This window comes from Prevotella sp. oral taxon 376 (assembly GCF_003043945.1).
Classification (GTDB): domain Bacteria; phylum Bacteroidota; class Bacteroidia; order Bacteroidales; family Bacteroidaceae; genus Prevotella.
In genome coordinates, this window is sequence record NZ_PYXG01000001.1 from 1,352,501 (window position 1) to 1,366,016 (window position 13,516).

General features: G+C 40.5%; 12 protein-coding genes (1 of these 12 only partly in view). 9 read left to right on the top strand and 3 right to left on the bottom strand.

Annotated elements, in window-relative coordinates; genetic code table 11:
• The 7 genes in view from C7120_RS05850 to C7120_RS05880 are tightly spaced (at most 58 nt apart) and all read left to right on the top strand, a layout consistent with a single transcriptional unit that may run on beyond the window.
• Window positions 1-795, top strand: the 3' portion of a protein-coding gene (locus C7120_RS05850) for a FecR family protein (RefSeq protein WP_107620742.1). It extends 369 nt beyond the left edge of the window; only the last 795 of its 1,164 coding nucleotides appear in the window; the start codon falls outside the window, past its left edge; it ends in the stop codon at window positions 793-795.
• A gap of 58 nt (window positions 796-853) precedes the next feature.
• Complete coding sequence (locus C7120_RS05855) at window positions 854-4,201, top strand: SusC/RagA family TonB-linked outer membrane protein (RefSeq protein ID WP_233247033.1); 3,348 nt, start codon at window positions 854-856, stop codon at window positions 4,199-4,201.
• A 2-nt stretch (window positions 4,202-4,203) separates the two neighbouring features.
• Entirely contained in the window at window positions 4,204-5,667 is a 1,464-nt protein-coding gene (locus C7120_RS05860; RefSeq protein WP_107620743.1) for a RagB/SusD family nutrient uptake outer membrane protein, read from the top strand.
• Window positions 5,668-5,678: 11 nt separating this feature from the next.
• Complete coding sequence (locus C7120_RS05865) at window positions 5,679-6,362, top strand: DUF4843 domain-containing protein (protein WP_107620744.1); 684 nt, start codon at window positions 5,679-5,681, stop codon at window positions 6,360-6,362.
• Between the two features lie 24 nt (window positions 6,363-6,386).
• On the top strand, window positions 6,387-7,895 hold the full coding sequence (locus C7120_RS05870; RefSeq protein ID WP_107620745.1) for a PKD-like family lipoprotein: 1,509 nt from the start codon (window positions 6,387-6,389) through the stop codon (window positions 7,893-7,895).
• Window positions 7,896-7,899: 4 nt separating this feature from the next.
• Window positions 7,900-9,243 (top strand): TlpA disulfide reductase family protein, encoded by a 1,344-nt coding sequence (locus C7120_RS05875; RefSeq protein ID WP_158267352.1) that lies wholly within the window; start codon window positions 7,900-7,902, stop codon window positions 9,241-9,243.
• Between the two features lie 26 nt (window positions 9,244-9,269).
• On the top strand, window positions 9,270-9,551 hold the full coding sequence (locus C7120_RS05880) for a hypothetical protein (protein WP_107620747.1): 282 nt from the start codon (window positions 9,270-9,272) through the stop codon (window positions 9,549-9,551).
• 136 nt (window positions 9,552-9,687) lie between these two features.
• On the opposite strand, the gene C7120_RS05885 is transcribed toward C7120_RS05880, so the two are convergent.
• From C7120_RS05885 to C7120_RS05895, 3 genes are read right to left on the bottom strand one after another with little or no spacing between them, the layout of a single operon-like run.
• Window positions 9,688-10,080, bottom strand: a complete 393-nt coding sequence (locus tag C7120_RS05885; protein ID WP_107620748.1) for a DUF6249 domain-containing protein — start codon at window positions 10,078-10,080, stop codon at window positions 9,688-9,690.
• Window positions 10,081-10,139: 59 nt separating this feature from the next.
• Window positions 10,140-10,454 (bottom strand): cysteine protease, encoded by a 315-nt coding sequence (locus tag C7120_RS05890; protein ID WP_107620749.1) that lies wholly within the window; start codon window positions 10,452-10,454, stop codon window positions 10,140-10,142.
• Window positions 10,441-10,974, bottom strand: a complete 534-nt coding sequence (locus C7120_RS05895) for an RNA polymerase sigma factor (RefSeq protein WP_107620750.1) — start codon at window positions 10,972-10,974, stop codon at window positions 10,441-10,443. Before C7120_RS05895 ends, C7120_RS05890 begins: the two co-directional genes overlap by 14 nt.
• A 415-nt stretch (window positions 10,975-11,389) precedes the next feature.
• Between C7120_RS05895 and C7120_RS13890 the strand changes: the two genes are divergently transcribed.
• Both C7120_RS13890 and C7120_RS05910 read left to right on the top strand, forming a co-directional pair.
• The gene (locus C7120_RS13890; RefSeq protein WP_158267353.1) at window positions 11,390-11,554 is read left to right on the top strand and encodes a hypothetical protein; all 165 of its coding nucleotides are present in this window, start codon (window positions 11,390-11,392) and stop codon (window positions 11,552-11,554) included.
• A gap of 350 nt (window positions 11,555-11,904) precedes the next feature.
• Complete coding sequence (locus tag C7120_RS05910; protein WP_107620753.1) at window positions 11,905-13,311, top strand: S41 family peptidase; 1,407 nt, start codon at window positions 11,905-11,907, stop codon at window positions 13,309-13,311.
• The last annotated feature ends 205 nt before the right edge of the window (window positions 13,312-13,516 follow it).

The window sequence follows — 13,516 nt, forward strand, 5'->3', positions numbered from 1 at the left end:
TTTATTGCAGAAGATAGCCCGCAAGAAGTACTTTTAGGTAAGAATGGAGGGCTAATGGAGGATATAATACATGCTAATAATGATCATGGTGTGGTGATTGGCAAGGGAATAGCTGATTTCTCTCATGCAGGAATAGCTGCCAGTGGGGTTCGTTTATTATCAACTCCACGCGGTAAAGCCTATAAGCTAATTCTTTCTGATGGTACAGAGGTAATACTTAATGCAGAAAGTAAGTTGGAATTTCCTGTCCGTTTTACCGGTAATAATAGAAAAGTGTATCTTACGGGAGAAGCCTATTTTAAGGTGAGTAAAGATTCTAAGCATCCATTTATAGTAGAAACAGAAAAACTGTCGACGACGGTTTTAGGTACAGAATTCAATTTAAAGGCATATCCTGAATCTGATAGTCATGTAACCTTAATATCTGGTTCTGTGTCAGTCAGAAGTTTTAAAAACAAAGAAGTTGTTTTAAAGCCAGGAGAGGATGTAGCTTTAGGCAGTGGTAATGTTTTTAATATTACTTGTGTGGATACTGAATATTATATGCAGTGGAAAGAAGGATTCTTCTATTTTGACAATCTTCCTTTGATTGACATATTAAAAGAAATTGGTAGATGGTATAATGTAGACATTGAAATCTGTGATAACAGCTTGATAAGTTATCGTTTACATTTTGTTGCTGACCGCAATGCCAGTATAGAGCAAGTGGTGAATAATCTGAATGCTTTCAACTATATAGATGCGGAATTGAAAGGGAATAAAATAACTCTTTGTAAAAAGAAGCAAGAAAAATAATACCCGAAATCAAGACAGAGTCGTTATATCTATAAGTGATACCTTAAAATAATCATTTATGGAATATAACTTCAGAAAACCGCAAATACGCAGTAGGCTTATTTGCAAAATTGTGGCAGTATTGTTCGTGTTTATAGGGGGCAATAGCATTATTTATGCTCAGTCCATGAACAAAAGAATTACAGTAGAATGTTACGCTGAGTCTTTGTCAAATGCCCTTAAAAAGGTAGAAAAAGCATCGGGGTTCAAGGTCTTATTTACTTATGATGAGGTGCAGGCCTATAGGGTGAGTGTCCAGATTAAGAATAAGACAGTAGATAAAGCCCTTTCTATTTTGCTGCAAGGTAAGCCTTTCAAATATGTTGTAAATGGAAAGTTTATTAATGTTACGCAAATATATGATAATTCTCAATACAGAAATGTTATCCCTTCGGGTTCAGAAATGCGTACGCTTACAGGTTCTGTTACGGATGGTAATGGAGAGCCCCTTCTTGGTGCAAATATTCAAGTAAAAGGTACAACCATACGCTCTATTTGCGATGTGCAAGGTCGGTATCATATTCAGATACCTCAGAGCCAGTGTGTGGTTCTTTATTCTTATGTTGGTATGCAAAGCCAGGAATTATTATTTAATGAAGGTGAAAATAATATTGAAAGATCTGTTGTCATGACAGAGAATAATACCATAGGAGAAGTGGTTGTTAATGGTATATTCGAAAGAAAGACAGAAAGTTTCACGGCCTCTACTTCTGTTATAAGAAAAGAAGAACTGATGCGAAATGGTAGCCAGAATTTGTTACAGAACATCCGTAATATAGACCCTTCTTTTAAAATCATAGAAAATATGGAGATGGGCTCTGATCCCAACAAGATGCCCGATATCCAGATGAGAGGTCAACAATCCATGCCCGATGTCAAGAATACATATAAAGGTAATCCCAATCAGCCTCTTTTTATATTAGATGGATTTGAGACAGATCTCACAACGATCTATGATTTAGACATGAATAGGGTTGAGACGGTAGTTCTTTTAAAAGATGCAACCGCTAAAGCTATTTATGGAGCTCGTGCCGCTAATGGTGTTGTAGTAATAGAAACCAGAAAGCCTGTGGCAGGAAAGTTCAGGATTAGTTATAAAGGGGACTTAAACCTTACAATTCCCGATTTGACAGGATATAACTTATGTAATGCCCATGAAAAATACGAAGTAGAAAAAGCTCATCCAACGGTACAAGATCCTTGGTATAGAGAACAGTATTTGAATAGCCTTTTAGCGGAAATTGCAAAGGGAGTAAATACCGATTGGTTATCTCAACCTCTGCATACAGGGGTAGGGCATCGTCATTCTCTTTATTTAGAAGGTGGTGATGAGCGAATTAGATATGGGGTAGACCTTTTGTATAATGATATAAGTGGAGTTATGAGGAAGTCTAGCAGAAAGACTTTTACAGGAGGCTTTACCTTATCATATAGATATAAAAAGTTGTTATTTAAGAATCAGTTTAATGTCTCATTAAATACATCTAATGAATCCCCGTATGGAACCTTTAGCGAGTATGCTAGTTTAAATCCTTATTGGACACCTTTTGATACCGAAGGAAAAATTACAAAAATAGCAGGTGTTATCGGTGGAGGAGGCCTTAAACAATATAAAATAGGAAATCCTATGTGGAACGCTCAGATAGGTATGAAGAATTTTTCAAAGTATACTTCCCTGACTAATAATTTTTATACAGAATGGCAAGCATTGGAAAATTTAAAAGTCGTAGGGCGTTTAGGATTGAGTAAGAAAGAAACTGGTCATGAGGAGTTTTATCCTGCTTCACATACAAAATTCATAAATTATACGGAGGAACAATTCTTCAAGCGTGGTTCCTATACCAAAGATGATGGAGAGTTTATGACTGTGAGAATGGATATTACGGCAAATTATAATTTTGCAATAGCAAATCAACAGTTCTATTTTAATGCGGGTTTTAATTTAGCCCAGGAAGAAGCGGAGAATGTATCGTTTACTGTTGTGGGATTTCCAAATGAAAGGCTCAGCTTTATTGGCTCAGGAAGGGAATTCTTGGCAGATTCCCGTCCTCTTGGATATAAGACACTTAGTCGTGAGCTTGGTTTCTTGTCCGCATTGAACTATTCATACGAAGATAGATATTTGGCAGATTTGAGCTATAGGACAAGTGCTTCCTCTAAATTTGGAAAGGATAATAGGTGGGGAAATTTCTGGTCTGCAGGAATTGGTTGGAATCTACATAAAGAGCACTTCATGAAAGAAGCAAAGTGGTTAAGACAATTTAAACTGCGAGGGTCTACGGGTTATACAGGTGCTCAAAATTTCTCACCGTTCCAATCTTTGGCAACATTTGGATATTATCAGACACAAGCATATGATAATTGGGTGGGCTCTTACTTATATGCGCTTCCCAATGATAATCTTAAATGGCAAAAGACCCATGATTATAATTTTGGGTGCGACATAAACTTATTTGGAAGAATTAATATGCGTTATGATTATTATGTGCAGAATACAAAGGATCAAGTGCTTGCCCTAACCATTCCTCCTTCTATGGGCTTCACAAGTTATATGGAGAATTTAGGAAGTACTCAAAATAAAGGGATGGAATTCAAACTTAATGCACATCTTCTAATGGATGTAGAAAGAGATAGATATTTGAGTGCTTTCTTCACTATTGCCAATAATAGAAATAAGCTGAAGAAATTATCAAATGCACTTAAAAGTTATAATGATGAGGTTGACAAGGATATTGTAGATGGTAAGGTCAATCGTCCACAGCTGCATTTTATAGAGGGGCAGTCAATGAATAGCATTTGGGCTGTAAGATCGTTGGGAATTGATCCTGCAACAGGTCATGAGGTGTTCTTGGATAGAAATGGGAATAAAACTACAAGATGGAGTGCTATAGACCAAGTCGTATGTGGCGATGCCATGCCGAAGTGTACTGGAACTTTTGGATTAAATATAGATATTAAGGGTATTTTTTTAAATGCAGCTTTTTATTATCAGTTAGGGGGCCAAATATATAATCAGACTTTGGTGGACAGGGTAGAAAATGCTAATATTTTTTTTAATGTAGATAAACGAATTTATGATGCGGTATGGAAACAACCAGGAGATCGGGTTTCTTTCTCGTATAACCCATATGTGATGACCAGACCGAGTTCTAGATTTATTCAAAATTTAAATGAGTTGCGCTTATCTTCTCTGAATATTGGGTATGATTTTAAGAACAACTCATTCTTGAAAAAAATAAAATTAGAACAACTGAAAATGAGTTTTTACATGAATGATGTCTTTAGGGCGTCTACAGTGAAGACAGAACGGGGCTTAACCTATCCTTTTGCAAGGAGTTATTCTTTTAGTATTCAAACAACTTTTTAATAATGAAGATTATGTATAATAGCAAGATTCCATGCACGCTAAAAATGATTTTAGGTTTTTCATTCCTATTGCTTATGTTTAGTTCTTGTGAGAACTGGCTTGCTGTAAGCCCTGAATCAGAGGTGAAATATGATGATCTTTATTCTAATAAAAATGGATTTAAAGACCAACTTACTGGAATTTATACCAGTATGTGTAGCGAAGAATTATATGGAGCTCATTTGACTTATGGCATGATGGATGCCCTTGGGCAGCAATATACATGGAAAATACAGGCGGGTAATTATTATTATTTGCATCGTTTTGAATATGACAATCCTCTTAGTGTTTCCATTATACATAGTGTTTGGAGCCAAATGTATAATTCGATAGCCAATATAAATATCTTGTTAAAAGCTATAGACGAGTATGGTGATATTCTTTCTCCTGCAGAAAAAGACATATATAAAGGAGAAGCACTGGCCTTGCGGGCTTATTTACATTTCGATATATTAAGGATGTTCGGTAAGAGTTATAAGGTGGGTGAGAATTCTGTGTCTATTCCTTATGTCAAGTCTATTTCTAAGAAAGTAACATCGCCGTCTACAGTTTCAGAAGTTCTTGAGTTCGCAAAACAAGATCTTGAGACCGCAAAGCGCTTGTTACAGGTTGATCCTATACTAACAGGAGATGTTTCTACGGAATTTCTAGGGAATCGTTCTTACCATCTTAATTACTATGCGGTTTGTGCAGAACTGGCAAGGGTTTGCTTGTATAAGAATGATAGTAAAGAGGCTTTGGAAAATGCGGTTACGGTTATAGAATCTGGTAAATTCCCATGGGTAACACGCGATAAAGTAAGTACATCTACTCGTGAAGAGCGAGATGGGGTCTTTGTTTCTGAAGGGATTTTTATTTTGAATAATATGAGATTAAAAACCCTCACTAATAAATATCTGAGGGAGGGGCAGTCTGACAATCAATTTAATGTGCTAATTAGTAAACCTGAAGTTATAGACGAAATATTTGAGTCTTCTTTATATGGAGGATTTGATTGGAGATATGTTTATTTTTTCGAGAACATAGCTGGAACTTATAAAGCTAACACAAAGCTATGGCAGATGGATATGATGCCGGATACTTATCGAAACAAGCAACCACTTCTGAAGATAAGCGAAATGTATCTTATTGCGGCAGAGTGTGAACCGGAAAAAGAAAAAGCTATCGCATATTTGAACAAGCTAAGACAGAACCGGGGAATTAGCCAAGATTATGATCTAAAGAACGATATATCTGTAGAAATGTTTAAACAGGCTATCGAAAAAGAATATCGTAAGGAGTTTGTTAGCGAGGGACAGTGGTTCTTTTATTGCAAGCGCAATGACAAGGAAGAATTGCCCAATGTGTCAGTGCCTTTCAGTAAATCGTATTATGTGTTGCCGATACCCCAGCAAGAAGAGGAATATGGTAATCACAAAAATCAATAGGAGATAGGAATATGAAAGTGAGATTTATAATAATGATTGTTGGTTACATTGCATTATCAACCATAATATCCGGATGTACAGCTGATTACTTGGAATATAATCAGGCTATAGCGGCACTGAGATTTGAGTATAAAGACGGAAAAGACAGTGTCGTCTACTCTTTTACCCTTCATCCTGATAAAGAGGAGGATATAGTTGAAGTCCCTTACCAATTAATGGGATATGCCATGTCTGCTGATAGGGTTGTCGGGATAGAGATCGATAAGGCGATGACGACAGCTGTAGAGGGACAAGATTTTTCTATAGAGAAAACCATTTTGGCTTCCGAAATGATTTCCGGGAGAATCCCAGTTACGGTAAGGAAGTCTACAGCTTTAGAGCAGAAAAATCTTGTAATAGTTCTTAGGTTATGCAAGAATGAAAGTTTTTCAGAGCCCCCTATTAATGAAGCGATATTCCGGATTGTAATCACCAATCAGTTAACTAAGCCGGACAAATGGCCTTTTAAAGAATATAGTCAAGTAAAACACGAATTCGTCATTAAGGTAACCGGGGTGGGCACCGACTACGATAAATGGAGCGGACAAGAGTTGGTTTACTGGACGGGGGTATTGACAAAAGCTCTCTATGAATATAATAAAAACCATCCAGGTAATCCCCTTAAGGATGAGAATGGACTATTGGTAACATTCTAAACGAACAATTAAAAACGAGCAATTATGAAAAGGTTTATATATATAGCATTTTGCATAGGACTTTTGGGCGTATGTAATTCTTGCTATAAAGACGAGGGTAATTATGAATACCATGCTCTGCCAGATATAAAAATCAAGGTCGAACATCAAATTTATGCGAAGCAATTTGATGAGTTGAAATTACCAGTAGAAATTGATTTCGGCGGAACAGATTCTGGCAATTATGATTTTACATGGAGAATCTGGCCAAATACGGTGTTGGGCACCTCTAACCAGAAAGAAATCTCAAAAGAGAAGAATCTTAATTATAAGGTAACCGAGGCACCAGGGTCTTATATCTTGGCACTTACTTGTCATGATAAAACAACGGGTGTGAATGTATATAAAGAAATAATATTAGCCGTACATGGCGTGATAACGGAGGGATGGATGGTACTTCAGGAAAAAGAAGGGGTGTCAGACTTCTCTATGATTATGTCTCCTTATTTCTCCAAGAGAGTAGAAAATGATCTGGTTATTGATAATATGTATGAGTCTGTAAACGGTGAAAAACTAGAAGGCCGTGGAGTAAAGATAGGAGGCTATTTTGCTTTGGGGAGATACCAGTATGTAACAGTATTGACAGATAAAGGTGGGGTAAGGTTAGACGGTGTAACCATGCAAAAGACTTACGACATCGCAACGCTGATGCTTGACAAGAAGCCCTTAAAGCCTCAAAACTACTATTACTTTAATTATAAATGGTGTTTGGGCAGAGGCTTTGAGGTTATTGTTTCTGATGGCAGGTTTTACGAGAATGCTCTTTTGGGAAATGGATATACAGAGCCTATTGCCAGAGATGGTGAAAGCTATAAGGCTTCTCCTTATGGTGCAAAGTGGATTTGGACTTTTGCGGGTATTTTATACGATGAATTAAAGGGAAGATTCCTTGCAGTTGACCGTTATCAAAACTTAGGGCCGTTACCTGAAGCCATCGGCCGTAAGTTTGATTGGAATAATCTTCATGGCACATTGCGGTATATGGATACAGGATTTAACCATTACGAGTATGCTCTTATACAAGATTGGGACACTAAAAAGTCAAAGTTGTATGTCATGAACTTTGATGTAAAGAAAGACTTCGACATTGCCGTATATGATGCGGCAAACTGCCCTGAAATCGAACAGGCAACTTTCTTTGCAATAGGTGATAGGGGAAATGTCTTCTTCTTTGCAAACTCGAGGGATATCTATCAGTATGATTATGCAGGATCCAATACTTCTAAGAAAGTGTATAGCCTGACTAATTCCGAAGAGAAGATTACCGGGATGAAGATTTTCAAGCCGTGTGTAGATAAGTTTATCCCCAACCATCCATATAATAATAAGATACTTATCTTGTCCGCATATAATGAAACGACCAAAGAGGGTAAAGTTTATATGTATAATATCAATGAGAGTAATGGGGTGATTGACAAGACGACAGAGAAGGTTTTTGGTGGTTTTGGCGAGATTCTTGATATGGAGTATAATTATCCTAAATATGGTTCATGACTTTATGAATGGCAAGAAGATATGGAAAATAATAGGGTGTGGTTTCCTTTTGTTGGAAACCCTCCCTATGTTTTCACAAATATCGGTTAGACTTCCCTCCGAATTCTCGGGACAGGAAATTGACATGAAGTTCCACGGAAAGCATTATAAGGCTCCGGTAAACGAGGCGGGAATATCCTTGTTGAGGTTGCCCGAAACTTTGCATTATGGTTATGCTTTCCTATCAGGACCATTAGGCAACCTTACCGTTTGTATTGACTCCAAGGCTCCCCAGACTATAGTTTGGGAGGGCAGGAACAGCTATCGTTTTCTGGGGAATAATCAAGCGATTAATGAATACCTCAATGATGGTTTTCTATATAGGCATTCTCTTAACTATCTTGATAACGATACAGTCTTTATAGAGCAGTGGTCTCGGCTGTATGAAACCTTTTCTCGCCATTTGGAAGAAGCAAGTTTGCCAGAATTCTTTTCTTCTAAGGAGCGCGTTAGACTCTATTATGTAGCCTGCAATTTATTGCTGGTATACCCTATTCGGCATTCTTTAGCATGCAGGTTAGAGAACTATGTTCCCTCCTTATTATATTATGAGACCTTGCGCAAGGCGATGGTGGAAAATCCTGAAGGTAATATTTTCTGGGAGTACCGGCAAGCTTTTAGAGATTGGATAAGTCAAGAAACGGATTACTTTCATCCTCGTCCTACGAATATAGAAAAACTGGAGGTGTTGATGGACTATGTGCAGCAGCATGTCTCCGATTCATTATTAGCATCTTATCTTGTGGACAATTACCTAACTTGGCATGTGCGCCATTTCGGCATCGATGGTGTTGCTTGTCATCTTCCTTATTATGATCGGAAAGTGAAAGATTTACAGACCCGGCAGGAATTTTATGCTCTTTACAAGCAATACGGACAAATTGCCAAAGGATGTTCGGCTCCGGAATTTTGTTTGCCCGATACGAGTGGCAATTCCGTTTGCCTGAATTCTTTTCGTGGAAAATATGTTTATATTGATGTCTGGGCTACATGGTGTGTGCCATGTTGTAAGGAATTCTCTTATTTGCGACAGTTAGAAGAACAACTCAAAGGGGCCGATATTGTATTTGTCGGTATTTCCATAGACAGCAATCGAAAGTCTTGGAAAGAAAAGATAGCCAAGGAGCATTTGACGGGAATACAGCTTTATTCTGGTAAGGAGGGTAGCTTCTTCCATGATTACAAAATTGGGTTAGTGCCTCGTTTTATATTGATTGACCCGCAAGGAAATATTCTAAATGCCAATATGACCCGCCCTTCAGCACCCTCAACCTTACAAGTCTTGCGGTCGCTAACGACCCCAAAATAACTTTTCAACAATGTATATCCTGCCGGATGGGAATCGGAAAAGCTGGAGACTCTTGTTGCCGAAGGAGTGATGCCTTTGAGAATCATGTAGAATTACTTTCTCAGCGTGAAACGGCTGTCAGTGGATGGGAACCAGCAAAGAGACAGAAGATGGGAGATAAGGTAACGGTCCGCATCACGATGGATACCGAGTGCGACCTCGACTTCGTGCAGGTGTATGATAAACCGTCGGCCTGTTTAGATCCTATCTCTCAATTGATCGGATACGACTATACGCTGCGCTACTATTGTGCGACATGCTGGAGATAGGGGTGAAATAGAGTTCGGAGAACAAGAACTTATCCTCTGGCAATCCTCCTTATGAACGGCTGCACAAAAAAGATCCGCTGGAATCACTTCCAACGGGTCTTGGTTTCAGAGAGAAATTTTATTTTGGGTATAAAGATTACTCTTTTTCCTCGGTCTTGTCCTTGTCCTCCAGTTTTGATTTAATGAGGAAGTAGGCGAGAAGACCGATGCCTACACCCACGGCGAGGGTGATGAAATAGTCAAGGCTTCCTTCACGCAAGTCTAACAGGATGTCGATCCCCCAGCCGAGTCCCAGGCCAAGCAGGGAGCATCCCCACATCAGGGAATCGTATTTGCTGTTCTTGTTTTTAGTGGGTTTTACCAATAGTTTGGCCATTTCAGCATCTACATGGTTCTCGATAATCGACTGCCGGATCATGCGCTCGTTCTTCTTCTTGTGGTATGTAACGAGAAAAGAACCGATAATTGCTACGATTCCACACAAGATGCCCATAGTTGAGATGATGGCTCCAGCTTCAAAATTATTCATAATCTAATATTTTAATTTGGTTAAACTTCTACTTAAAAGACAGGTCGATCGCCGGATTATTACACTGTTTGGGCGGAAAAGTTCTCTATCATCTGATATCCGGCGCCGATAATCGAGAAGGCGAATACCAGCATGGAAAAAACAACAGGTAGGGAAAATCCCGATTGTACGATGCCCTTGTAGGCGCAATAGAGCATGAGTATGACGAACAGAGGCAACCCGAAGCAAAATGCCAAGAGGCGCAGCCACTTGCGGACGCGCTCCCTGCGATATTCCTGCCGTATGTTCAGCATGATGTTTTGGTTGATGTCTTCGAGTTGTTCCTGTCGCTCGAGAGCCTGTGTTATCAGTTTGTTTAATTCATGATCGGTCATGGCTTTGCGCTTTAATGGTTTGCTTCAAGTGTTCACGGATTCGATGCAGGCGTACCAATACATTCGATTGCGAGAGATTGAGCTGGTCGGCGATGTCGCTGGTCTTGATCCCTTTATAGTAATGGAGATGTATCAGCAGGCGGTCTTGCTCGGGCAGGGCATTGATGGCTGTCTCCATCTGCAGCAGTTTTTCCTCATGTTCGTCCGAGTATGGGTTGTCGGGAAAGTCGCGCTCCAGCGCTTGTGTCCGCCGTCGCCGTGCCTTGTCCAGATAGTTCAGTGCAAGGCGCATGGCGATGGTCATGATCCATGGACCTAATGCGCCCTTTCCGTTCCAGCTGGAAAGATGGGTGTAGGCCTTGATGAAAGTCTGCTGTGAGATTTCCTTTGCCAGCTCCTCGCTCTTGACAATACCGAGTGCTTTAGAGAAGACCATTCCGGAATATTTCCGCACAATCTCCTCAAAACTGCTCATGCGATGGTGCACGAGGACCTGCTTTACCATTTCAGAATCTTCCATATATCGTGATCTGTTACTTTTAAGATTATCGACGGGGCGGATTATTACACTATTCAGAAGATTTTTCAGTGCAAAGATATAAATAATTTCGGGAATGAGTTTTGTGGCTTCTGATTTATTGGCGACAGAGGTCCTTTCCCATGAAGGAGCGCCAAGAGCGGAATGGGCGGGAAGAAATAATCCCGGAAAGTATCCGGGATTGAATCGCAAACCATTGTCGTCATCTCGGCGATATGGTTTCCTTTTAAAAACAAGTAATTTCTTACTTAAACCTAACTTAAATGATTATATGCTTAAAATGCAAAAGAGTTTCACAACTCTACATATACTACACTTTAGAGGTGGGAATTACTTACTCTGACAATATGTTTAGTATAATTTAAGAAATCGAGTGCAGAGGTGTCTGGAGCAGCGGATGCCAGTATTACAGAAGGTTTACTTCGTGGCAGCGACCATCGGTCTGGCGCTCGGCCGCCTCTATGATTTTGGAGAGGGATTTCTTTCCCCGATGGGCTTTGGGGGTAGCATATCCGTCTCCATGAGCATGTTCTTTTCGGTTGAAGGAATGAAAATTGCCTGATACGATGTTAATTTCTAAGGATTCTTTCTCTTGTTGCGGGAATATCACTATCTTTGTAACTCAATGGTAAGAAAACGATTTTTAAGTCTGTCGAAGCATGCTTCCGCGTACATTATATATATTTGTTTTCATGCTCTTCACCATCACCGGATGGGCACAAGGCAAGGATGAACACTATCTTTCTGTTGAGGAATGGCGGCAGGGGGAAGCCCATGAGGCCGCCATTCGATTAGGGCAGCTTTCCAATCTTGCAGTATTTATTGAAGGCCTGTCAATGGCATATAGTCTCTTTCCCTTGTCTGATTGCCCCCATAATACCGTAATATAAATTTGCAAAAACCGTATAAGTCATGAAAAAGAAGATTCTGCTGTCGTCCTTTTTGTCGCTCCTGTCCATTTTATGCACAATGAACGCACAGGCTCAAGATGAAAATCCATATTCTATTGATAGCCTTTCGCCCGAGTTGCGGAAGCATTCCGGGAACTTGTTGTCAAAGAGACAGGCCATCTTCGATATAGAATCGCTGGTTTACAATCTCAGCGAGATACATCCGAATCTGTTTTCTGTTTGCGGGCAAGGAGTCTTTCTGCAAATGCGAAACCAGATAGAAGCCAGCTTACCGGATTCATTGTCTACCCTGCAATTATTCGAAGCCATACAGCCACTTGTGGTAAAGATCGGCGACGGGCACACCTCATTACATTTCCCATACAATGATGTCTTCAAGAAAGACACCCCTCGGATACCGCTTTCTTTTGAAGTCGGGCCAGACAATACCGTTACGGTCTCATTCAGTCTGGGCAATAAGATTCCCGAAAGTGCGCGAATCCTGAAGATAAATGATGTTACAACCCGGCAAATGCTGGAGAAAATGTTGTGTTATGAGAGTGGAGAATCTCTGGCTTTCAGGATGCAGAGGGTGCGCAACGACTTCCCCGCGCTCTTCTTCATGCTCTATTCCGCGGATTCATACAGAATAGAATACAGAGATCCCGACGGTGGGAAGTTCCGCCAGATTACGCTTGCTCCCTGTCCCAATCACGAGCTCTTCGCGTTGAAAAGGCAGAGACAGAAGCCGACCGTGGCCGCAGAAGAGAGTTATAGTTTTCGTTTGCTTCCAAAAGACAAGGTGGCAATCATGGACTTTAAAAGATTTAATGACCCTGATGGAATGAAGGCTTTTGCCGACTCTATGTTTACCACATTGCGCGAAAAGAAAATTCACAGCCTGATTATAGACATCACGGAGAATGGTGGGGGAAACTCAGGGGTCGGGGATATTTTACTCCGTTATATCTCTCCCAGGCCTTTCAATCAGTATGGAAGGTATCTCGCAAGGGTTACGCCCACCACTCAAAAGCTGATGCGCAGGAAGCAGGAGCTCGGCTGGTATTATGCGGAGGTTCGGGATAGTGATATGATTATGCCCCTGACAGAGGAAGAGGGACATTTCAAAGGTAAGGTCTATTTGCTGACCAGCAACCGCACCTTCTCTTCCGCGAGCTCGTTTGCATGGGCTTTCAAAATGTTTGATATGGGGAAAATCATCGGAGAGGAAACAGGAGGGATGAATGTGTGCTATGGCGATGTGCTTGCATATAAGCTTCCGGTGTCCGGCCTGAATGCCTCCATTTCCTATAAGCGGTTTTGGCAATATGGCGCCGATGAAGACGATATACACGGCACTTTGCCGGATTACGAAGTGCCAAAGGGAGAGGCACTGGCCAAGGCAATCGCGATTGCGGAGAAGCATTAGGCAGGGTATTCGGCTTCCTGGTCATTGTCCGCGAGTCATACAGAGGATGGAATCCGTTTCTATGGCACACGGCGCGAAGCGCTGATGGAGATGGCGGGTTCCGCCCTCAAAACCATATGAAGCGGAAGCCCGCCTTATGGAATTCTGCCTTTCGCAATTCTCTCTGTCGGGATTTTTTCTCACGAGAAATGCCGTGTTCTCCGTC